This is a genomic window from Symbioplanes lichenis (assembly GCF_030709675.1).
GTDB lineage: Bacteria > Actinomycetota > Actinomycetes > Mycobacteriales > Micromonosporaceae > Actinoplanes > Actinoplanes lichenis.
Window position 1 is genome coordinate 280,953 of record NZ_JAUZQD010000011.1, and the last position, 20,791, is coordinate 301,743.

Annotated in this window: 18 protein-coding genes and 1 tRNA gene; 11 read left to right on the forward strand and 8 right to left on the reverse strand. The window is 71.8% G+C overall.

Annotated features, from left to right (window positions below; translation table 11 throughout):
* Positions 1 to 2: 2 nt before the first annotated feature.
* From RAN62_RS26820 to RAN62_RS26840, 5 genes are all read left to right on the forward strand, one after another.
* Positions 3 to 1,403, forward strand: a complete 1,401-nt coding sequence (locus RAN62_RS26820) for a class II fumarate hydratase (RefSeq protein WP_305787532.1) — start codon at positions 3 to 5, stop codon at positions 1,401 to 1,403.
* 68 nt (positions 1,404 to 1,471) lie between these two features.
* Positions 1,472 to 3,115 carry a S8 family serine peptidase gene (locus RAN62_RS26825; protein ID WP_305787533.1) on the forward strand — a complete coding sequence of 548 codons (1,644 nt, stop codon included), beginning with the start codon at positions 1,472 to 1,474 and terminating at the stop codon, positions 3,113 to 3,115.
* Positions 3,116 to 3,206: 91 nt separating this feature from the next.
* Positions 3,207 to 4,622: a cysteine--tRNA ligase gene (gene cysS / locus RAN62_RS26830; protein WP_305787534.1), complete on the forward strand. Its 1,416-nt coding sequence runs from the start codon at positions 3,207 to 3,209 to the stop codon at positions 4,620 to 4,622.
* On the forward strand, positions 4,622 to 5,743 hold the full coding sequence (rlmB, locus tag RAN62_RS26835) for a 23S rRNA (guanosine(2251)-2'-O)-methyltransferase RlmB (RefSeq protein ID WP_305787535.1): 1,122 nt from the start codon (positions 4,622 to 4,624) through the stop codon (positions 5,741 to 5,743). The genes cysS and rlmB overlap by 1 nt, the downstream gene beginning before the upstream one ends.
* 153 nt (positions 5,744 to 5,896) lie before the next feature.
* Entirely contained in the window at positions 5,897 to 8,539 is a 2,643-nt protein-coding gene (locus RAN62_RS26840) for an Hsp70 family protein (protein WP_438874552.1), read from the forward strand.
* Positions 8,540 to 8,588: 49 nt separating this feature from the next.
* Here RAN62_RS26840 and RAN62_RS26845 read toward each other — a convergent pair whose 3' ends face one another.
* Complete coding sequence (locus tag RAN62_RS26845; protein WP_305787537.1) at positions 8,589 to 9,674, reverse strand: ABC transporter ATP-binding protein; 1,086 nt, start codon at positions 9,672 to 9,674, stop codon at positions 8,589 to 8,591.
* 282 nt (positions 9,675 to 9,956) lie between these two features.
* On the opposite strand from RAN62_RS26845, the gene RAN62_RS26850 reads away from it, so the two are divergent.
* Together RAN62_RS26850 and RAN62_RS26855 are read left to right on the forward strand one after the other, a co-directional pair.
* Positions 9,957 to 10,033, forward strand: a tRNA-Thr gene (locus tag RAN62_RS26850).
* Between the two features lie 19 nt (positions 10,034 to 10,052).
* Positions 10,053 to 10,466 carry a GNAT family N-acetyltransferase gene (locus tag RAN62_RS26855; RefSeq protein ID WP_305787538.1) on the forward strand — a complete coding sequence of 138 codons (414 nt, stop codon included), beginning with the start codon at positions 10,053 to 10,055 and terminating at the stop codon, positions 10,464 to 10,466.
* Here RAN62_RS26855 and RAN62_RS26860 read toward each other — a convergent pair.
* Together RAN62_RS26860 and RAN62_RS26865 are read right to left on the reverse strand one after the other, a co-directional pair.
* On the reverse strand, positions 10,456 to 10,932 hold the full coding sequence (locus tag RAN62_RS26860; RefSeq protein ID WP_305787539.1) for an MSMEG_6728 family protein: 477 nt from the start codon (positions 10,930 to 10,932) through the stop codon (positions 10,456 to 10,458). The two genes, RAN62_RS26855 and RAN62_RS26860, sit on opposite strands and share 11 nt — an antisense overlap.
* Before the next feature lie 10 nt (positions 10,933 to 10,942).
* On the reverse strand, positions 10,943 to 11,212 hold the full coding sequence (locus tag RAN62_RS26865; RefSeq protein ID WP_305787540.1) for a hypothetical protein: 270 nt from the start codon (positions 11,210 to 11,212) through the stop codon (positions 10,943 to 10,945).
* Between the two features lie 63 nt (positions 11,213 to 11,275).
* Between RAN62_RS26865 and RAN62_RS26870 the strand changes: the two genes are divergently transcribed.
* The gene (locus tag RAN62_RS26870; protein WP_305787541.1) at positions 11,276 to 13,009 is read left to right on the forward strand and encodes a potassium channel family protein; all 1,734 of its coding nucleotides are present in this window, start codon (positions 11,276 to 11,278) and stop codon (positions 13,007 to 13,009) included.
* Here the strand turns inward: RAN62_RS26870 and RAN62_RS26875 are convergent.
* Positions 13,006 to 14,217 carry a DUF4032 domain-containing protein gene (locus RAN62_RS26875; RefSeq protein WP_305787542.1) on the reverse strand — a complete coding sequence of 404 codons (1,212 nt, stop codon included), beginning with the start codon at positions 14,215 to 14,217 and terminating at the stop codon, positions 13,006 to 13,008. The genes RAN62_RS26870 and RAN62_RS26875 overlap by 4 nt on opposite strands.
* Before the next feature lie 90 nt (positions 14,218 to 14,307).
* On the opposite strand from RAN62_RS26875, the gene RAN62_RS26880 reads away from it, so the two are divergent.
* Both RAN62_RS26880 and RAN62_RS26885 read left to right on the forward strand, forming a co-directional pair.
* Positions 14,308 to 15,714, forward strand: a complete 1,407-nt coding sequence (locus tag RAN62_RS26880) for a trypsin-like serine peptidase (protein ID WP_305787543.1) — start codon at positions 14,308 to 14,310, stop codon at positions 15,712 to 15,714.
* Positions 15,715 to 15,728: 14 nt separating this feature from the next.
* Positions 15,729 to 16,433 (forward strand): phosphatase PAP2 family protein, encoded by a 705-nt coding sequence (locus RAN62_RS26885; protein WP_305787544.1) that lies wholly within the window; start codon positions 15,729 to 15,731, stop codon positions 16,431 to 16,433.
* Here RAN62_RS26885 and nagA read toward each other — a convergent pair.
* From nagA to RAN62_RS26900, 3 genes are read right to left on the reverse strand one after another with little or no spacing between them, the layout of a single operon-like run.
* Positions 16,399 to 17,481, reverse strand: a complete 1,083-nt coding sequence (nagA, locus tag RAN62_RS26890) for an N-acetylglucosamine-6-phosphate deacetylase (RefSeq protein WP_305787545.1) — start codon at positions 17,479 to 17,481, stop codon at positions 16,399 to 16,401. The genes RAN62_RS26885 and nagA overlap by 35 nt on opposite strands.
* Complete coding sequence (locus RAN62_RS26895; RefSeq protein ID WP_305787546.1) at positions 17,478 to 18,401, reverse strand: ROK family protein; 924 nt, start codon at positions 18,399 to 18,401, stop codon at positions 17,478 to 17,480. The genes nagA and RAN62_RS26895 overlap by 4 nt, the downstream gene beginning before the upstream one ends.
* Before the next feature lie 46 nt (positions 18,402 to 18,447).
* Positions 18,448 to 19,350: an SIS domain-containing protein gene (locus tag RAN62_RS26900; protein ID WP_305787595.1), complete on the reverse strand. Its 903-nt coding sequence runs from the start codon at positions 19,348 to 19,350 to the stop codon at positions 18,448 to 18,450.
* Positions 19,351 to 19,542: 192 nt separating this feature from the next.
* Between RAN62_RS26900 and RAN62_RS26905 the strand changes: the two genes are divergently transcribed.
* On the forward strand, positions 19,543 to 20,328 hold the full coding sequence (locus RAN62_RS26905) for a DeoR/GlpR family DNA-binding transcription regulator (protein WP_305787596.1): 786 nt from the start codon (positions 19,543 to 19,545) through the stop codon (positions 20,326 to 20,328).
* A 5-nt stretch (positions 20,329 to 20,333) separates the two neighbouring features.
* On the opposite strand, the gene RAN62_RS26910 is transcribed toward RAN62_RS26905, so the two are convergent.
* A complete protein-coding gene (locus RAN62_RS26910; RefSeq protein ID WP_305787547.1) occupies positions 20,334 to 20,777 on the reverse strand; it encodes a MerR family transcriptional regulator in 444 nt (147 codons plus the stop codon).
* Positions 20,778 to 20,791 lie beyond the last annotated feature (14 nt).

Consider the following 20,791-nt stretch of genomic DNA (forward strand, 5'->3'; position numbering starts at 1 on the left):
GCGTGACGACGACTGACGAGAGCGGCTTCCGGATCGAGCGCGACACGATGGGCGAGGTGCGGGTTCCCGCCGATGCCCTGTGGCGGGCGCAGACGCAACGTGCTGTGGAGAATTTTCCGATCTCGGGGCGGGGCCTCGAGTCCGCCCACATCCGGGCGCTGGCCCGGATCAAGGGCGCCGCGGCGCAGGTCAACGCGACGCTCGGGGTGCTGGACGACGACCTGGCCAAAGCGATCGCGACGGCCGCGGCGCACGTGGCCGACGGCGGCTACGACGACCAGTTCCCGATCGACGTCTTCCAGACCGGCTCGGGCACGTCGTCCAACATGAACGCCAACGAGGTCATCGCCACCCTGGCGGCGCGCGAGCTGGGCCGGCCGGTGCACCCCAACGACCACGTGAACGCGTCGCAGTCCAGCAACGACGTCTTCCCGTCCTCGATCCACCTCGCGGCGACCGAGGCCGTGTCGGGCGACCTCATCCCGGCCCTCGACCACCTCGCCGGGGCGCTCGAGGCCAAGGCGGAGGCGTGGGCCGAGGTCGTGAAGTCCGGCCGCACGCACCTCATGGACGCGACCCCGGTGACCCTCGGGCAGGAGTTCTCCGGTTACGCGGCCCAGATCCGCTACGGCATCGACCGCGTGACCGGCGTCATCCCGCGCCTGGCCGAGCTGCCGCTGGGCGGCACGGCCGTGGGCACCGGCGTCAACACGCCGCCCGGGTTCGCCCCGGCGGTGATCGAGCGGCTGCGCGAGATGACCGGCCTGCCGCTGTCCGAGGCGCGCAACCACTTCGAGGCCCAGGGCGCGCGCGACGGCCTGGTCGAGGCGTCCGGGCAGCTGCGCGTCGTCGCGGTCAGCCTCTACAAGATCGTCAACGACATCCGCTGGATGGGCTCGGGCCCCCGGGCCGGCCTGCGCGAGCTGCGCCTGCCCGACCTGCAGCCGGGCTCGTCGATCATGCCCGGCAAGGTGAACCCCGTCGTGCCCGAGTCGGTGCGCCAGGTCGCCGCCCAGGTCATCGGTAACGACGCCGCCGTGGCTTTCGCCGGCACCCAGGGCGACTTCGAGCTCAACGTCATGCTGCCGGTGCTGGCCCGCAACCTGCTCGAGTCGATCAAGCTGGTGGCCGCCGCCGCGCGCATGCTGGCCGACCGGTGCATCGACGGGCTGGAGGTCAACGAGGAGGTCGCCCGGGGCTATGCCGAGGGCTCGCCGTCGATCGTCACGCCGCTCAACCGGCACCTCGGCTACGACGAGGCCGCCGCGATCGCCAAGCAGGCGCTCAAGGAAGACAAGACCATCCGGGCGGTAGTCATCGAACGCGGACATGTCGCCAACGGCACTTTGACCGAAGAGCAACTGGATGCGGCACTTGATGTCCTTCGGATGACGCGCCCCTGAACAATGCCCCCTCGTAATGTCTTGATCACCTCTTGTGAATGATCACGATGTTCGATGGAATGCGGGGCATGAGAAGACGCCTCACGGCGGGGGCCGTCGCCACAGCGACGTGTCTCGCGCTTTTGACCGGCCTGCCGACCACGTCGGCCGGCGCGGCTCCCGCCAGTTCCACCGTTGAGTACACAGTGGTCGCCGCCGACGGCGTGTCCGATGCCGCCGCCGTGGCCGCCATCAAGGCCGCCGGCGGCACGGTGATCAGCAGCAACACCGCCGTCGGCACCTACCGGGTGTCGTCGGCCGCCGCGGACTTCAAGGCCCGGGCGGCTCGGTCCGGCCAGCTCGTCGGGGCCGCATCGCGCAAGCCCGTCGGACATGCGCCCAAGGAGGAGCCGGTCGTCGGCGGGCTCGGCAGTGCCACGGTCAAGCACGGCGCCGTCAAGGCCGATCCTCTGGACGACAAGCTCTGGGGCCTGACCATGGTCAAGGCCGACAAGGCGCACAAGATCGAGAAGGGCGAGAGGGGCGTCACCGTCGGCGTCCTCGACACCGGCCTCGACGCGTCGCATCCCGACCTGGCGCCCAACTTCAGCACCAAGTTGTCGCGCAACTTCGCCCCCGACATCGCCGACATCGACGGTGCCTGCGAGGTCGCGAGCTGCGTCGACCCGGTCGGCACGGACGACGGCGGCCACGGTACGCACGTCGCGGGCACGATCGCCGCGTCGGTCAACGGCACCGGCGTCACGGGCGTCGCGCCGAACGTGACCCTGGTCGAGCTCAAGGGCGGCCAGGACTCGGGCTACTTCTTCCTCGACCCGGTCGTCAACGCGCTCACGTACGCGGGCGACGCCGGGCTCGACGTGGTCAACATGTCGTTCTATGTCGACCCGTGGCTCTACAACTGCACCGCGAACCCGGCCGACGCCCCCGAGGCGCAGGCGGAGCAGCGGGCCATCATCACCGGCATGAAGCGGGCGCTCAACTACGCGTACCACCGCGGGGTGACGCTGGTCGGCGCGCTGGGCAACCAGTACGACAACCTGAACGACCCGCAGGAGGACACCACCAGCCCGGACTACGGCTCGGACCCGTACACCCGGCCGATCGACAACGACACCTGCTTCTCGCTGCCCGCCGAGGGCCCGCACGTCATCGGCGTCTCGTCGGTGGGCCCGTCGAAGGCGAAGGCCGTCTACTCCAACTACGGCACCGAGCAGGTCGGTGTGGCGGCGCCGGGCGGCTTCACCCGGGACTTCTTCGGCACCCCGCAGTACAACCAGACGGCCAACAACATCCTGTCCACCTACCCGCTCAAGGTGCTGCAGGAGCAGGGCCGGGTCGACGCGGACGGCAACGTGACCGCGGCCAACGTGTTCAAGAGCTGCACGGCGGCCGGCAAGTGCGGCTACTACGTCTACCTCGCCGGCACCTCGATGGCCTCGCCCCACGCGGCGGGCGTCGCGGCGCTGATCGTCAGCAAGTACGGCTGGCGCGACTGGTGGCGCGGTGGTCTCACCATGACCCCGGCGCTGGTCGAGGCGCAGCTCTACCGCACCGCGGCGGAGACGGCGTGCCCGACGCCCCGGCTGCGCAGCTATGCCCAGGAGGGCTACGGCCCCGAGTACGACGCCTACTGCTCCGGCTCGAAGTCCTTCAACGGCTTCTACGGGCACGGCATCGTCGACGCCTACAAGGCGGTCGGCGGGCGCTGACCGCGCCTGTGGACAACCCTGTGGAAAGCCGTCTCACCCGCTCGTGCGGGCGGGGCGGTTTTCCGCTTCCCGGGGTCGGTACCCTTGTACGGTGACCCTGAGGCTGCACGACACCGCGACCCGAACCGTCCGGGACTTCGTCCCGAAGACGCCCGGTCAGGTCGGTGTCTACCTCTGTGGGCTCACCGTGCAGTCCGTGCCCCACATCGGTCATCTGCGCAGCTCCGTCAACTATGACGTGCTGCGCCGCTGGCTGACCCACACGGGCCACGAGGTCACCTTCGTCCGCAACGTCACCGACGTCGACGACAAGCTGCTGGTCAAGTCGCTCGAGCAGAAGCGGCCGTTCTGGGCCATCGCCTATGAGAACAAGCTCGCCCTCGACGCCGACTACCGGGCGCTCAACGTGCTGCCCCCGACCTACGAGCCGCTGGCGACCGGGCACGTGCCCGAGATGCACGAGCTCATCCAGACGCTGATCGAGGGCAACCACGCCTACGCGGCCGAGGGCGGCACGGGTGACGTCTATTTTGACGTGCCTTCCTACCCCGGCTACGGCGCACTGTCCGGTCAGGACCCGGCGGACATGCGCGAGCCGGAGGGCGGCGGCGAGAAGGACAAGCGCGACTTCCGCGACTTCGCCCTGTGGAAGGGGCTCAAGCCCACCGAGCCCGCCGAGGCCTCGTGGCCGTCGCCGTGGGGCCGCGGCCGCCCCGGCTGGCACATCGAGTGCTCGGCCATGGCCCGGCGCTACCTGGGCGACGAGTTCGACATCCACGGCGGCGGGCTCGACCTGACGTTCCCGCACCACGAGAACGAGATCGCGCAGTCCCGCGCGGCCGGGCTGCCGTTCGCGCGCTACTGGGTGCACAACGCGCTGCTCAACCTCGGCGAGGCCAAGATGAGCAAGTCGCTGGGCAACGTCATCGACATCGCGGCCGTCCGCGGCATGGGCATCCGCCCGGTGGAGCTGCGCTATTACCTGGGCGTGCCGCACTACCGCTCCCGGATCGACTATTCCGACGAGGCGCTGCGCGAGGCCGCGACGGCGTACCGGCGGATCGAGGGCTTCGTGCAGCGCGCGGTCGAGATCGTCGGCACCGGCCGGCCCAAGGACGTGCCGCCCGCCTTCGCCAACGCGCTCAACGACGACCTGAACACCTCGGCGGCGCTGGCCGTCGTGCACGACACGATCCGCGAGGGCAACACCGCGCTCGCGGCCAACGACGAGACGGGTGTGCGCGCGGCGCTGACCGAGGTGCGGGCCATGCTCGGCGTGCTCGGGCTCGATCCGCTGGACCCGGCGTGGGGCGCCGGCGAGTCCGGCAGCGACCTCAAGCCCGTCGTCGACTCCCTGGTCGAGCTCGCGCTGGAGCAGCGCGCGCAGGCCCGGGCACGCAAGGACTGGGCGGCGGCCGACTCGGTGCGCGACCAGCTCAAGAACGCGGGAGTGCAGGTGGAGGACACTCCGGCCGGGCCGCGCTGGACGGTAGGAGAGCAGAACTGATGCCGGGCAACTCACGCAACGCGAGCAAGCGCGTCACCACCAAGAAGGGCGCCGCGATGGGCTCCGGCGGCAAGAACCGCGCCGGGCTCAAGGGCCGGGGCAAGACCCTGCCCGCCGACGAGCGGCCCTGGCACAAGGGCTACTCCGGCACCGAGAAGCTCCCCGAGAAGACGGCCCGCAAGCAGGACAAGGAGCGCCGCGCGGCGGCCGCCGAGGGGCGCGCCCCCAAGGTCGGCGTCCCCGGCTCCAAGGACACCACGTGGGGCCGGGGCGGCGGCCGCGGCACCTCGGCCACCCGCACGACGCAGCAGCGCGGTGGCCGCATGCAGAGCCGGGGCCCGCGCGTGGCCCCCGGCCGCCGGTCCAACCCCACCAAGGAAGGTCCCGAGCTGCTGCTCGGCCGCAACCCGGTGGTCGAGGCGCTGCGGGCGTCGATCCCGGCCACCGCGCTCTACGTGGCCCAGGGCATCGACATCGACGACCGGGTCACCGAGATCGTCCGCACGGCCGGCGACCGCGGCATCCCGATCCTGGAGATCGGCCGCAACGAGCTCGACCGGATGACCGGCGGGGTGCTGCACCAGGGCGTGGGGCTGCAGGTGCCGCCCTACGCCTACGAGAACTTCGACGACCTGGTGGCCGCGGCGCTCGAGCAGACCGCCCCGCTGCTGGTCGCCCTCGACGGCGTGACCGACCCGCGCAACCTGGGCGCGGTCATCCGGTCGGTGGCCGCCTTCGGGGCGCACGGCGTCTTCATGCCCGAGCGGCGCGCGGCCGGCATCACGGCCACCGCCTGGCGCACCAGCGCCGGCGCGGCCGCCCGCGTCCCGGTCTCCCAGGTCGTCAACCTGACCCGGGCCATCAAGACCGCCCAGCAGGCCGGCTTCACCGTCATCGGGCTCGACGCCGACGGCGAGACCGATCTCTACCAGCTCGAGGCCGCGGTCGGGCCGCTGCTGGTCGTGGTCGGCTCCGAGGGCCGGGGCCTGTCCCGCCTGGTCGGGGAGACGTGCGACCTGCGCGTCAGCATCCCGATGTCCTCGGACGTGGAGTCGCTCAACGCCTCGGTCGCCGCCGCGGTGACCCTGGCCGAGGTGACCCGCCGCCGCATCTACGGCTGAGCCCGGCCGGGGTCGCGCCGGGGTCACCCGGTGTCGCATGCCTGGTTGGCCCCGGGCCGGGGTCACCCGGCGTCGCCTTCCCGGCTGACTCTCGCGGACTGGCCCGGCGGGTAACGTGACCTGCCGGGCGGTCGTCGGCGCGGAGGGCAGCGGATGCTCGGGGTGGACCTCGGAAGTTCCCACACGGTGGCGCTGCTCCGGCAGCCCGGCGGCCGGGTGCGTCCGCTGCTGTTCGACGGGCACCCGCTGCTGCCGTCCGCCGTCTATCGGGACACGACCGGGCGCCTGCACGTCGGCCGCGACGCGATCCGGCTCGGCCATGCGGAGCCCGCGCGCCTGGTGCCCAGCCCGAAGCGGCACGTCGACGCGGGCAGCGTGCTCCTGGCCGGCGCCGAGGTGCCCGTCCCCGATCTGCTCGCGGCGTTGCTCGCCGCGGTCGCCCGGGAGGCCGTGGCGACGGTCGGGCACCTGCCGCCCGCGGTCCTGACCTGCCCCGCCTCGTGGGGCCCGCCGCGCCGGGCCGTGCTGAGGGAGGCCCTCGCCCGGGCCGGCTGGCCGGCGGACACGGCGCTGGTCGAGGAGCCCGTAGCCGCCGCCCGCTACTTCACCGAGGTGCTGCACCGGCCGGTGCCGCCCGGCCAGGCGCTCGCGGTGGTCGACTTCGGCGGCGGCACGCTGGACGTCGCCGTCGTGCGCCCGGCCCCGGACGGCCACTTCGAAGTCACGGCGTCGGGCGGGCTGGGCGATCTCGGCGGGCTCGACCTCGACGCGGCGCTGGTCGGGCAGCTGGGCACCGGTCTGCGCCGGGACGAGCCCGCGGCCTGGGCGGCGCTGGAGCAGCCGTCGAGCCTGGCCGAGGGGCGGGCGCGGCGGCGGTTCCAGGAGGACGTGCGCGAGGCCAAGGAGATGCTGTCGCGGACCCAGGTCGCCCCGGTGTCCGTCCCCGGCGTCGAGCGGGCCGTCGAGCTGACCCGGGAGGAGTTCGAGCTCGTCGCCGCGCCCCTCGTCCGGCGGGGCGTGGCCGAGGCGCGGGCCGTGATCGAGGCGGCCGGGGTGGCGCCGGGCGAGCTGGCCGGGCTGTTCCTGGTCGGCGGGTCGTCGCGGGTGCCGCTGGTGGCGCGCCTGCTGCACAGTGAGCTGGGCGTGGCGCCGACTGTGCTGGAGCAGCCTGAGCTCGCCGTGGCCGAGGGCGCCCTGCTCGAATGGCCGCCGTCCGAGGAGCCGCGCACGGTCGCGATCCCGGCGCCTGATCTCTCGCCACAGGCCACGCCCGAGCCGGATTACGCCGAGCCGGTCGACCCGTGGGCCACCGGTGAGGCCGCCGCCCTGGCCGCAGCCCATGGTGGCATCGAGGCCCCGCCATTGGCCGCGGCCCATGGCGGTATCGCGGCCCCGCCACTCCCGGCGCCGGCCGGGGTCGGGACTCCGCACGAACAGCCCGCGCGGAGGGCGTACCGGAGGAAAGGTCTTGTCGCCGTCGCGGCGGTGGTCATGCTCGCGGCGGCCACCGGGCTGACGGTCCGCTTCTGGCCCGGAGACCGGGCGCTCGGTTATCGGCCGCTCGGCGACCCGGTCCGCATCGCGGCGCCGGTCGAGGTGTCGTCCTTCTCGGCCGCCGGGCTGCGGGACGGGCGCGCGTACTTCGCCGGCGGCGACAGCGACGGCCGTCTCGGCGTGGTCGCGGCCGACGTGGAGAGCGGCAAGGAGCTGTGGCGCAGCCAGGCGGCCGGGGTCGCGGACCGGTGGGAGTCCTTCTTCACCGTGCCGCACGCCGTGGTCGCCGTCACCGGGACCGATCTCGAGACCAGCGACCGGCGCATGGTCTTCCTCAGCCCGGGCGACGGGTCCGAGCTGTGGCAGCGCCGGGTCGCCCCGGACGACGAGGTCGTCTTCGCCGGGGACATCGCCGTGCTGGTCGACCGGGCGGAGAACAGGCTCGTCGGGCTCGCGGTGCGCGATCACGGCAAAGCCGCGTGGGAGCTGAAGAGCCCGCAATCCCGGTACGGCGGGAGCACCACCGCCGTCGTCCCGGCGACCACGCGGAAGGACGTGGCCGGCCCGGCCTCCGCGGGCGGCACGGCTTTCGCGGCCGCCGGAGGCGACGATCGGGTCGTGCAGATCGGGGCGGACCGTTCGGCCCGGGTCATCGACACGTCGACCGGCGAGGTGGTCGCGGGCCCGCGGCAGAGCGTGGCCGACCCGGACGATGCCCTGCTCGCCCACGACGGGCGGCTCGTGGTGGCCGAGTCGGGCTCCGGCTCACGGGTGGCGGCCTACGACCTGGCCGAGCTCGGCGAGCCGCGGATCCTCTACACCCCGCCCGACCCGAACACCCGGCTGGAGAAGCTGACTCCGTGCGGCGCCGACCGGGTCTGCGGGGTGCAGAAGACCGGGTACGACGCCGCCACCGCCCGGGTCGTCGCCCTCGACACGGCCGACGGCGGGGTCCTCTGGACGAGACAGGTCGCGGGCGCGGAGAGTCTGCTGCCCGTCGGCGATGCCGTGCTCGTGTCGTCGACGTCACCCGCGCAGGTGACTCTGCTCGACGCGGACGGGAAGGTCACGTGGACCCGGGCCGGCGCGGCGGGCCGCCTTGATGCGGGCAACCTGCTGCTCTTCTCCAAGGATCTGAGCTCGTCGGCGGATGATCCCGCGCTGTCCGGGCTGCACGTGGGAGACGAGGTCGAACCGCTCGGGGCGCTCACGGACGTCCGGTCCGGCACGTGCGCGTGGGACACGGCTCACCTGGCCTGCGTCGCCGCCGAGGACTTCGTGATCCAGCGCTTCGCTTCATGACAGAACGGCGGCTCCCCCGGGAGGGAACCGCCGTTCTGGTCAGTCAGCTTCAGATGCGCTCGCCCGAGGCGGCGTTGAAGACGTGCAGCGCGCCGGTCTGCGGCTTGATGTAGACCGTCTCGCCCATGTTCGGCATGCCGCGCCGGTCGGTCCGCACGACGAACCGCTCCGAGCCGCCGTCGATGTCGGCGTGGCCGTAGACGTTGGCGTCCGAGCCGAGGTCCTCGACCAGGTCGACGACGACCGGCAGGCCGCCCTCGGAGGCACCGACCAGGTCGGTGGACTCGGGACGGAAGCCGACCGTGACCTTGCCGGCGCCGGACTGGGCGGCGGTGGCCTGCTCGCGGGTCAGCGGCACGGTCAGCGCGCCGAACTGGGCCCCGGCCTCGGTCAGCGGCACGGTCTTGAGGTTCATCGCGGGCGAGCCGATGAAGCCGGCGACGAAGACGTTGCCGGGGGTGTCGTAGAGCGCGCGCGGGGTGTCGACCTGCTGGAGCACACCGTCGAGCATGACCGCCACCCGGTGGCCCATGGTCATGGCCTCGACCTGGTCGTGGGTGACGTAGACCGTGGTGATGCCGAGCTTGGCCTGCAGGGTCGCGATCTGCGTGCGGGTCTGGACGCGGAGCTTGGCGTCGAGGTTCGACAGCGGCTCGTCCATGAGGAAGACCTGCGGCTCGCGGACGATCGCGCGGCCCATGGCGACACGCTGGCGCTGGCCACCGGAGAGCGCCTTCGGCTTGCGGCTGAGGTACTCGTCGAGCTGGAGCAGCGCGGCGGCCTCCTTGACCCGGCGGTCGATCTCCGACTTCGGGGTCTTGCGCAGCTTGAGCGCGAACGCCATGTTCTCGTACACCGACATGTGCGGGTAGAGGGCGTAGTTCTGGAAGACCATCGCGATGTCGCGCGACTTCGGGGGCAGGTTGGTGACGTCCTTGCCCTCGATGAGGATGCGGCCGCGGTCGACGTCCTCGAGGCCCGCGAGCATGCGCAGGCTGGTCGACTTGCCACAACCGGAGGGGCCGACCAGGACGAGGAACTCGCCGTCGCCGATCTCGAGGTTCAGCTCGTTGACCGCGGGGCGCTCGGCGCCCGGGTAGATCCGGGACGCCTTGTCATAGGTCACGGTAGCCATGCAGGCTCAACTTCCTTTCCACCGGCAGGAACGTGCCGGACGATCCGAGTGGAGGAAACACGTGTGGCGTACCACACGTCAGGCCACCGTAAATCTTTTTTCACGTTCTGCCAAGGTCAAGTTCAAGGTCCGCGCGCTCCGCCCGTCGAGGACTTGGGCGCCCAAGATCGGCGAAGCGGGTTTCTTCGGCGATCTTTGGGTGTTCAAGTCCTCGACACAAGAGGGGCGGAGCGCCGCCGTCGCGAAGCGGCGGCCATAGACTCAGTTAGTATGTGAGCCGCTGCCCCTGTAGCTCAGTTGGCCAGAGCACCTGTCTTGTAAACAGGATGTCGTCGGTTCGATTCCGACCGGGGGCTCCACACTCCCTAGGCTGTAGGCATGCGCATCGAGCGGATCTCGGACGCTGCCGCCGTGCACGCCGCGGCCGATCTCTTCGACGCCCCGCCGCTGCCGGACGCCACGAAAAAATTTCTCGCGCTCCCCGGCCACCACCTGCTGCTGGCCTATGACGGCGACCGGGCGGTCGGCATGATCACCGGGGTCGAGCTGACCCACCCCGACAAGGGCACCGAGATGTTCGTCTACGAGCTGGGCGTGGCCGAGGAGTCGCGGCGTCGCGGGGTCGGGTCAGCCCTGGTCACGGCGCTGGCCGAGCTGGCCCGCGAGCGCGGCTGCTACGGCATGTGGGTGAGCACCGAGCGGGACAACGTGGCGGCCCACCGCACCTATCGGAGGGCGGGCGCCGACGAGGAGGAGCCGTTCTTGATGCTCTCTTGGGACGTCACTCGCTGACGCGCACCCGGTCCGACGGCGGCCACACGTACGGGAGATCGTCCGGGATGGTCCCGAAGAGCGGCCCGTAGAAGCCGGGGTCCTTGCGCAGCAACGCCGACCGGTGACTCAGGTGCAGCGCCTCGTCGCCCAGCCACGGCGGCAGTTCGCCCGCCGCGGCCAGATCTTCCTGCGAGCGGATGTCCGTGAGACCGCGGGCGGCGGCGACGTCCGTGAGCAGGGTGGCTGCCGTGGTGTCGGCGCGTCCGGTGGCGATCCAGACGCCGGCGAAGTCGAGCCCGTAGCGGACCAGGGCCTCCTCGTAGCCGATCCACATCTTCACGGCCGGGTGGTGCCGCCACCCGTACGTGGGAATGGTCAGCCCGCGCAGCACCTGCACCGTCTCGACGCGCTGCTTGCCGAGCCGCTTCTGGTCGAGGGCCTGCGCGCTGGCGACGAAGTCAGGGAACGGGAGAAAGGTCTGCATGTCTCAATGATCAGCGGAAGTCCTCGTCCTCACCCGCCACGGGGCGCATGCCGCCGCGGAAGGGCCGCTCCGAAGGCGTCGCGCTGGGCGTGGCCGTCAGGCCGCCGAGCACCTGGGTGAAGGCGGGCAGCTCGGGCACCAACGGGTCGTCGCTCCCGGAGTTCAGCGGCGTCACGACGTCGGCGTCCGGGAGCTGCGGCCGGTCGTCGGCCTGCGCGGGGGCCATGCCGAACAGGAGGAACGCGCCGAGCACCGCGGAACCGTACAACCACTTGCGCATGGTGTCTCCAAGGTCGAAGGGTTTACGCAGGGCCAACGAATCGCGGGTGACTACGATGCGGCAATGGCCGTCGATCCCGCGCACGCAGCGAACCGGCGGTCGCTGGTCACGCGTCTGCGCCAGCAGCTGCCCCGCCCCGACGACACGCGCCCGCACTTCGTGGTGTGCGGGGCGGACCCGCTGGTCTTCACCGTCGCGGAGGAGCTGGCCAACGCCGGTCACCGGGTCCGGCTCACCGTGATCGTGCCGCCCGAGCTGCGGGCCGATGTGCCGGATCTCACGGCGCTGCGGGGCGTACGCGTCATCCGCTCCGAGCGCCTCGACGAACGCGCCTTCCGGGCGGCGGGCCTGGCCGGCGCCACGGCTCTGGCCCTCGTCATGCCCGACGACGTGGTCAACCTGCACGCCGCGCTGTGCGCCCAGGCCGTCGAGCCGGACCTGCGGCTGGTCATCCGGATGTTCAACTCGGGGCTGGGTTACGGCGTGCGGCGGCTGTTCGCCGACTGTGCGGTGCTGTCCGACGCGGCGATGGCCGCCCCGGCGTTCGTCGCGGCGTCGCTGGGGGAGGAAGTGCCGACCCACGTACGGTTGCCGGGCCGCACTGTCCACGTCGCTCAGCGCGCGGCCGTCCCGGCGGACCGTGTGATATGCACGCTGAGCGCGTCGGGCGAGGTGGTGCCTTCGGAGCCGGACGTTCCGCGGCCCGACGACCTGGTGCTGGCCGAGGCGAGCGGCCCAGCCCCGGAGCCGCGCCGGCGCCGGCGGCGTCCGATGACCGTCTTCGCCCGGGCCCTGCGCGCCGCGCTGAACCGCAAGCTGGGCATGGCCGTGCTGGTCACGCTCGGCATCCTGGCCGTCTCCGGCACCGTGCTGGCGCAGAACGACCACATCGAGGGCTTCTGGAAGTCCCTGTACGTGACCCTGGCCACCGCCATCGGCTCGGCCGACGTGGAGGAGGACCGCGGCGCGATCGCCCAGGCGGCCCAGCTGGTGCTCACGATCTCCGGCCTCGCCCTGCTGCCCCTGATCACGGCGGCGGTGGTCGAGGGCATGGTCAGCGCCCGGCTGGCCCTGGCCGGCGGCCGCGCGACGCTGCGCCGGGACGACCACGTCGTGGTGGTGGGGCTGGGCAACGTCGGCACACGGGTGCTCCGCCAGCTCGTCGACCTGGGCATCGACGTGGTCGCGATCGACCGCAGCCCCGACGCGCGCGGGGTCAAGACCGCCCAGCAGCTCGGCGTGCCGCTGATCATCGGTGACGCCGCGGCCGAGGAGACGCTGCGGCAGGCCTCCGTGGACACCAGCCGCGCCCTGGTCGTGGTGTCCACCGACGACGTCACCAACCTGCAGGCCGCCCTCAATGCCCGGGCCGCCCGGCCGGACCTGCGCGTGGTGCTGCGGCTCTTCGACGACGACTTCGCGCAGCGGGTGGAGACGGCCTTCGGGATCGGCATCTCCCGCAGCGTGTCCCGGCTGGTCGCGCCCTCCTTCGCCGCGGCGATGCTGGAACGCGACGTGATCGCCACGATCCCGGTCGACCGGCACGCGGTGCTCCTCGCGAGCGTCCGGGTGGCCGAGGAGTCGCCCCTCGACGGTGCCGCGCTGAGCGAGGCGGCGCTGCCCCCGGCCGTACGCGTGATCGGCCTCGCCACCGCGGGCCAGGAGTGGGTCGACTACGCCCCCGACCCGCGGCGCGTGCTCGTCCCGGGCGACCGCGTCCTGGTCGTCGCCCGCCGCGCCGGCCTGCGCGCCCTCGCCGAGCAGGCCAGCCCGCCGGCCCTCGAAGAGGCCATTTAGGGCAGGGCGCCCACTTCGACGCCGAGGACGGCCTGCTCGTCGGGCTTGTGGGCGAGCACATCGGTCAGATAGGACTGCACCGCCGGGCCCATGCCCACATCGCGCCCCGCCCGCTCGGACAGCAGCCACTTGTGCTGGATGATCTGCGAGAAGATCTCCTGCGGCTCCAGCTTGCGCCGCATCGGGGCCGGCACCGCCCGCACCACCGGCTCGAAGACCTCGGTCAGCCAGCGGTGCGCGGCCTGCTGCTCGTCGACGAGGTCGCTCTCCGCCCGATAGGTGTCCAGGTCGTTGAGCAGCTGCCGGGCCTGGTTCTCCTCGGCGTCGAGGCCGGTCAGGCGGAGCAGGCGGCGCGTGTGGTAGCCCGCGTCGACGACCTTGGGCCGCACCCGGTAGCCGCCGTCGACCGTGGACATGTCGACCTCGGCCACGTCGAAGCCGAGCTCGTTGAGGCGCCGGATCCGGCCCTCGATGTCGTGGCGGGCGTCGCGGCGACCGATCTCCTGCTCATAGGTGACCTCGTGCCACAGCCGCTCGTAGCGCGCGACGATGTCGTCGACCACCGTCTCCGGGTCGATCGACTCGTGCAGCAGCTCGGCCGCCTCGAGGTCGAGGCACTCGCCGAAGATGTTGAGCCGCAGGATCTCGATGTCCTCGCTGCGCTGCCCCTCCGACAGCTTCGGATAGAGGTTGCCCGTCTCCGCGTCGACCAGATAGGCCGCGAAGGCCCCGGCGTCGCGCCGGAACAGCGTGTTGGACAGCGAGCAGTCACCCCACGAGAAGCCGGTGAGGTGCATCCGCACGATCAGCGCGGCCAGGGCGTCGAGCAGCCTGTTCATCGTCTCGGGGCGCAGCACGTGCGAGAAGAGCGCGCGGTAAGGCAGCGAGAACTGGAGGTGCCGGGTGATCAGCACACTCTCCAGCGGCTCGCCCTGCTCGTCGGTGCGGTCGGTGACGATGCCCACCGCCTCGACGGCCGGGAAGTCGATGCGCTCGAGGGCGCGCAGCAGGTCGTACTCCTTCTCCGCGATTCGCTCCCGGGTCTCCTTGAGCGCGTAGACCGTGTCGTTGAGCTTGACGAACCGGACGATGTGCCGCGAGATGCCCTGCGGGAGCGCGACCAGGTGATCGGCGGGCCACTCCTCGAGCGGCACGCTCCACGGCAGGTCCAGCAGCGCCGGGTCGATGAGGGCGGACGTGATTCGCACGTTGCCAGTGTGCCTCGCCGCCACGGCGCGTCGCTGTCGTACGTGGCTCGTTACACAGCAGGAAATGGCGACCGAGGGACGGGAGTGAGAGTGCGACGCTCGGTAGGCATCGTCGCCGGGGCATGTACCGCCCTGGCACTGGCCGGCACGGCTGGTGCGGTGGCGTGGAACAAGTCCGGCGGGACCGAGGGCCGGGCGGTCGGCTCGTGGCACGACGCGGCTGGGCGTACCCCGGTCTCCGACCAGCGCGCCCTGGCCGGAGCCGCGCCGAGCACGTCCCCGTCGGCTTCCCCCTCCGCCTCCGCGAGCGCGGGAAGCGACGTGAGTTCCTACGGTGGAAGCAGCGCTCGGAAGGAAGAGAGCGCCACCGCGGAGCCCCGCGAGAAAATGCACGAGAGCGGCAAGGAAGAGGACGGCAAGCAGCGCGTCGGTGAGCTGCTCGACGTCGAGAAGCTGCTCGGCTACGGCAAGCCGCAGCGCGAGGTCTTCCACTATCCGAAGGCCTCGTACGTCAAGCTGCACTTCGACCGCATGGCCATGCTGCCGGGCGACTACGTGACCGTCTCCGACCCCGAGGGCGAGGAGTCCTACCGGTACGACGCGCCGAAGCTGCTCGACCGCGGCAAGTCCGTCGACAAGTGGGCGATGTCTGTCACCGGGGACACCGCCGTGCTCGAAGTGCACCGCGGCGGCGGCTCCCTGGTCAGCTCGCTGCTCGGCAAGCTCGGCGTCCGGGTCGACAAGGTCGCGAAGGGCTACTCCCGCGCGGAGCAGGCCCGGGTGCCCGTCGACGAGATGTCCGCCCCGAACCGGACGGGCCGGGAGGAATCGGTCTGCGGGAGCGACGAGAGCTCCGACGCGGTCTGCTACAAGTCGGCCGACCCGGTGGCGTACACACGGTCCAAGGCGATCGCCCGGCTGCTGATCAACGGCACCGAGCTGTGCACGGGGTGGCGGGTCGGTTCCAAGAACAGGATGCTGACCAACAACCACTGCTTCGCCAGCTCAGCGGACGCGTACGAGACCGAGGTCTGGTTCAACTACCAGTGCGCGAAGTGCGGCGGCTACGACGTGTTCAACCCCACGAAGGTCTGGGGGGACGAGGTGCTGGCCACCAATCACACGTACGACTACACGCTTTTCACGGTCGGGAACTTCGACAAGATCAAGAAGTTCGGCTCGCTGTCGCTGGACACCGGGCGGCCGGCGAAGGGCCAGGAGCTCTACGTGCCGCAGCACCCGGCCGGTGAGCCGACGCGCATCGCGGGGCGCCTGGGGGAGAAGGCCGGCACCTGCGCGGTGGTCGACAACGCCTTCGACGGGTACGCCGCGGACACCGACGTCTCGTACTACTGCGACACTGAGGGCGGCTCCAGCGGCAGTCCCGTATTGTCCCGCAAGTCGGACAAGGTCGTGGCTCTGCACCACTTCGGCGGCTGCCCCAACTCGGGTGTGCGCGCCGACCTGCTGCACGAGAAGTTGAAGTCGTACCTCTGAGCTAGCTTGAGGGCATGCCGACTGCCATCGAACCCCGCACAGACCAGCGCGTACGCCGCCAGTGGTGGCCCGACGCGCTGGCGCTGGCGGGGTTCGTGGCGTTGACGGTGGCGCTGGCCAACGGGCATCTGCTGGCCCTGGACGAGGCCGTCGCCGACTGGGTGGACGCCCACCGTCCGGCCCCGCTCTACTGGGCGCTGCGCGTGCTCAACTATCTGGGCCAGGGCGGCCAGGTGCTGATGCCGGTCGCCCTGCTGCTCACCGCGCTGGCGTTCTGGCGGCTGCGGTCGTGGCGCGTCGCCGTCCCGTTCGCCGCCGGGTTCGTGATCACCTACGTCACGATCGGCCCGCTGAAGGTCTGGCTCGACCGGGCCGCCCCGCACTTCTCCGGTCCCGACCGCTCGATCTTGTTCAATCCCGCGTCCTCGGGCGCTTTGTCGATGAGCTATCCGAGCGGGCACGTGGCGAACGCGATCGTCTGGTACTTCGTGATCGCCCTGCTGCTGGGTCTCGTGCTGCGGACGCCGCTGTCACCCCGGGCCGCCGTGCTGCTGCGCGTGGTGCCGCCCGCGATCGTGTTCGTGACGACGACCTACCTGGCCTTCCACTGGATCACGGACTCGGTGGCCGGGCTGCTGCTCGGGCTCGTCCTGGGCCGGGTGCTGGCGCGCGTACCGTGGTCGTTCATACCCACGCGCCCTGCCGCATCACCCGCTTGACCCGCAGGTCTTCCGACAGGACGACCAGGTCCGCGCGTAGGCCGGCCTCCAGGGCGCCGAGTTCGTCCGCGAGGCCGAGGACCCGGGCCGGGGTGGTCGCGGCCATCGCGGCCGCCGTGGGCAGGTCGAAGCCCGCGCCGACGGCCTGCCGGAAGGCCGCGTCCATGGTCAGCGTGCTGCCGGCGATCGAGCCGTTGCGGGTGAGCCGGGCCACCCGGTCCGCGACCGTGACCGCCTGCCCGCCCAGCTCGTAGTCGCCGTCCGGCATGCCCGCCGCGTCCATCGCGTCGGTGATCAGCGCCGCCCGGTCCGGGCCGGTGGCGTGGCCCGCGAAGCGCAGCGTGCCGTCGTGCAGGTGGATGCCGTCGGCGACGAGCTCGCAGACGATGCCGGGGGAGTCCAGCAGCGCCACGACCGGGCCCGGCTCGCGGTGGTGCATCGGCGGCATGCCGTTGAAGACGTGGGTGCCGACGGTCGCGCCCGCGTTGATGCCGGCCAGGACCTGCTCGTACGTGGCATCCGTGTGCCCGATCGCCGCGATGATCTTGTTGGCCCCGAGCCACTTGATCGCGTCGAGGGCGCCCGGCAGCTCCGGGGCGATCGTCACCATGCGGACATTCCCGACAAGTTGCGACAGCTCATCGATGCTGGGACCACGGAGGAAGTCGGGGTTCTGGGCGCCGCACCGGGCGCTGCTCAGATAGGGCCCCTCGAAGTGGATCCCGGCGATCTGCCCGCCCTCGACCAGTGGGGCGTAGGCCTGGACGGCGTCGCGCATCAGCTCGAAGGGACTACTGACCAGGCTCGCCAACATCGTGGTCGTGCCGTGGGCGAGGTGGAAAGCGGCTGCCTTCGCCGCATCCTCGACGTTTCCCCTGGTGAACGTGTGTCCGCCGCCGCCGTGGCAGTGCAGATCGACGAAGCCCGGAACAATGAGATCCGACTTGTCTGACTCATCCGCCGTGACGTCGAGAATGGTAGGGCCGTCGATCTCGACATAGCCCGGCACCACCGCGCCGGGGCGGACGATCCGACCGTGCACCTTCACAGCGCCTCCACGTGATCCAGGGCCAATTGAGCGGCGCCGATGCAGCCTGCATTGTCACCCAGTGCCGCGCGTACGAGCTGCGGCATCCGATGGAAAGTGACCCGCGCGTCGAGGGCGGTGCGCAGCGGGCCGAGCAGGGCCTCGCCCGCCTCCGCCAGCCCGCCGCCGATGACGATGGCGCCGGCGTCGTAGAGCGCCTGCGCGGTGAGCAACCCGTCGGCGAAGGCCTCGACGGCCTCGTCCCAGACCTGGTTGGCGAGCCGCTCGCCGGCGGCGGCCCGGGTCGCCACGTCCTGCGCGGTCACGCCGGCCTCGCCGGAAAGGGCCACATAACGCCGGCCGATCGCGCTGGCCGAGCAGATCGACTCCAGGCAGCCGTTGCTCCCGCAGGCGCAGGGCGGGCCGCCCGGCCGGACGACGATGTGCCCGAGCTCGCCGGCCGCGCCGTGCGCCCCGGCGAAGGCCTTGCCGTCGATCACGTGCGCCGCCGCGATGCCGGTGCCGACGGCGATGAAGAGCACGTGCGCCTCGCCCCGGCCCGCGCCCAGCCGCGCCTCGGCCACCCCGCCCGCGCGCACGTCGTGGCCGAGCGCCGTGGGCAGCTTCACCTTCTGCTCGGTCAACTGCCGCATCGGTACGTCCCGGAAGCCCACGTTGCTCGACCAGACCGCGATCCCGTTGTCCTCGTCGATCACCCCGGGCACGGCCATGCCCACGGCCACCGGGGTCAGGCCCTCGGCGCGCGCCCGGGCGGCCAGGCTGACAGCGATGTCGAGGATGTTCTCGGTGACCGCCTCGGGGCCGCGCTGGGCCAGCGTGGGGTGCCGCTCGACGTGGCGGACCGCGCCGGCCGTACTCACCAGGGCGCACTTCATGCCGGTGCCGCCGACGTCCAGCGCCACCACAACGTCGTTGCTCACGGGGTTTACCTTTCGCGACGCATGTTTCGTGGGACGCCGCGTTGCGTCATGACAGCACTACGGATCGGGTGACCCCGCGCGGGTGGTCGGGGTCTATGCCCTGGCTCGTGGCGAAGAGCACCGCGACGCGCTGCGCCACCACCAGGTCGGCCATCGGGTCGAAGGTCTCCCGGTCGGCGGCACCCCAGTAGCTCTTGCTGTGCACGAAGGTCGCCCCGGTCTCCTCGACCTCCTCGGGCAGCCCGGCCGGCACGTCGCCGAAGGCCCACACCACGCGGCCCGGCTGGGCGATCGCGATCGGCCCGTGCCGGTACTCGAACGCCGGGTACGCCTCGGCCCACCAGCCGGCCGCCTCCCGGCACTTGAGCGCCGCGTCCTCCGCCAGCCCGACGGTCCAGCCCCGGCCGAGGAAGGTGATCTGCTTGGCCAGCGACGGGTGCACCGGCAGCGGCAGCCGCACGGCCACCTCGCCGTCCGCCGCGAGCGCCTCGATGTCGTGGCCCAGGTGCGCCCGGAACATCGCCAGCGTGCTCGTGGCGAACCGGGTCTGCACGACCGACAGCTCGTCGGCGAAGTCGAGCAGGATCTTGTCGTCGGCCAGCGGCACCACGGGCGTGTCGGCGTCGGCGGTCACCACCGTCGTCGGGGTGTTGCCCTGCAGCTGCTTGAGCAGCTCGACGGCCTCCGTGGTGGTGCCGGAGCGGCTGACGACGACCACGCGGTCGTAGCGGCGGCCGAGCGGGAACTCGGAGGCCTGGAACGCGTCGGTCTCGCCGTGGCCCTCCCGCTCGCGCAGCGCCGCATAGGTCTGCGCGACGAACCAGGACGTGCCGCAGCCGGCGACGGCGACCCGCTCGCCGGGCTCGGGCAGCCCGGCCGCGCCGGCCAGCCCGGCCGCCTGCCGCCAGCAGTCCGGCTGGCTGGCGATCTCCACCTTGACGTGGCTCATACTGCTCCTCATCAGGTGCTGCTGCTGCGCGGTTACGCTCGGTTCGCCGGTCTTTCGAGCGCCATTCTGCGCAGTTTTCGGTCGGCGACGCAACCTCCCGCGCGGCTTCGCGCAGGTAACCTCTTTGCTACGGGCCGTTTCGCGCACTAATGTGCACTCTCTCAACCGGTTTCGAGCATGGGAGATCATCGGGTGGACCGGTACGCGCGGTGGAATGCCCTGCTGGAGCTGCTCGCGGAGAGCGGCCGCGTCACCGTCGAGGACGCCGCCGACCGCCTCGACGTCTCCCAGGCGACCATCCGCCGCGACTTCGACCAGCTCGCCCAGCAGCAGATGATCACCCGCACCCGCGGCGGCGCGGTCGCCAACGGCGTGTCCTACGACCTGCCGCTGCGCTACAAGAGCGCCAAGCACTCGGCCGAGAAGCAGCGCATCGGCGAGGCGGCCGCCACCCTCGTCCAGCCCGGCACGGTGGTCGGCCTCAACGGCGGCACCACCATGACCGAGGTCGCCCGGGCCCTCGCCGTCCGCCCCGACCTCAACACCAGCGGCGAGGGCGCCCAGCTCACGGTCGTCACCAACGCCCTCAACATCGCCAACGAACTGCTCGTCCGCTCCCGCATGAAAATCGTCGTCGCCGGCGGCGTCGTGCGCCCCCAGTCCTTCGAGCTCGTCGGCCCCCTCGGCGGCGCCCTCCTCAAGGAAGTCACCCTCGACATCGTCCTGCTCGGCGTCGACGCCCTCGACGTCGACCTGGGCGCCGCGGCCCACCACGAGGGCGAGGCCGCCATGAACAGCCTGATGGTCGCCCGGGCCAAGCGCGTCGTCGTGATCGCCGACAGCTCCAAGCTGGGCGGGCACGCCTTCGCCCGCATCTGCCCCATCACCAAGGTCGAAACCCTCGTCACCGACTCCGGCGCCCCCGACTCCCTGGTCGCCACCTTCCGCGAAGCCGGCGTCGACGTCATCCGCGCCTGAGCCTGTCAGCGGACCCGCCTGCCCTCGCCGCGGGCCATCTGCTCGAGGCTTTCGAGCAGGTCGCCCCGCTGGAGCAAGGCGTGATCCGAGAGGCGGTACCACACGAGGTCGATAAGGTCGCGATTCTTGCCGAGCTTGCGGAGATCCTTGATCAGCCGCATGACCTCGTGCAGCCGCTCCGGGTCGAGCAGAAGCCGGGGACTGTCCGTCTCGGCCGGCGTAAGAACGCCTTCCTTGGCCCAGTTGCGCACGCTGCGCTCGCTTAGGCCCAGCAGTTTGGCGGCCACGGCCACTCTGACGGGCTCGCTCCGCGTGAGCTCCCGGCGGGCAAGGTCCTGCAGCCGGGCACGGACACTCTCGGCGAGATTCGGGGTCGAGGCAATGTCTTCGAGCTCGTCGACCAGCTCGAAGACATGCGTCGTGCGTTCTTCTTCCGTGGCCAGCGTCATGGCTCGGCCCTCCT

Coding starts and splice junctions, on each gene's coding strand:
- RAN62_RS26885 (WP_305787544.1), top strand. CDS start 15,729: ATGCCGACTGCCATCGAACCCCGCACAGACCAGCGCGTACGCCGCCAG.
- rlmB (WP_305787535.1), top strand. CDS start 4,622: ATGCCGGGCAACTCACGCAACGCGAGCAAGCGCGTCACCACCAAGAAG.
- RAN62_RS26840 (WP_438874552.1), top strand. CDS start 5,897: ATGCTCGGGGTGGACCTCGGAAGTTCCCACACGGTGGCGCTGCTCCGG.
- RAN62_RS26910 (WP_305787547.1), bottom strand. CDS start 20,777: ATGACGCTGGCCACGGAAGAAGAACGCACGACGCATGTCTTCGAGCTG.
- RAN62_RS26865 (WP_305787540.1), bottom strand. CDS start 11,212: ATGCGCAAGTGGTTGTACGGTTCCGCGGTGCTCGGCGCGTTCCTCCTG.
- RAN62_RS26855 (WP_305787538.1), top strand. CDS start 10,053: ATGCGCATCGAGCGGATCTCGGACGCTGCCGCCGTGCACGCCGCGGCC.
- RAN62_RS26825 (WP_305787533.1), top strand. CDS start 1,472: ATGAGAAGACGCCTCACGGCGGGGGCCGTCGCCACAGCGACGTGTCTC.
- RAN62_RS26870 (WP_305787541.1), top strand. CDS start 11,276: ATGGCCGTCGATCCCGCGCACGCAGCGAACCGGCGGTCGCTGGTCACG.
- RAN62_RS26900 (WP_305787595.1), bottom strand. CDS start 19,350: ATGAGCCACGTCAAGGTGGAGATCGCCAGCCAGCCGGACTGCTGGCGG.
- RAN62_RS26845 (WP_305787537.1), bottom strand. CDS start 9,674: ATGGCTACCGTGACCTATGACAAGGCGTCCCGGATCTACCCGGGCGCC.
- RAN62_RS26860 (WP_305787539.1), bottom strand. CDS start 10,932: ATGCAGACCTTTCTCCCGTTCCCTGACTTCGTCGCCAGCGCGCAGGCC.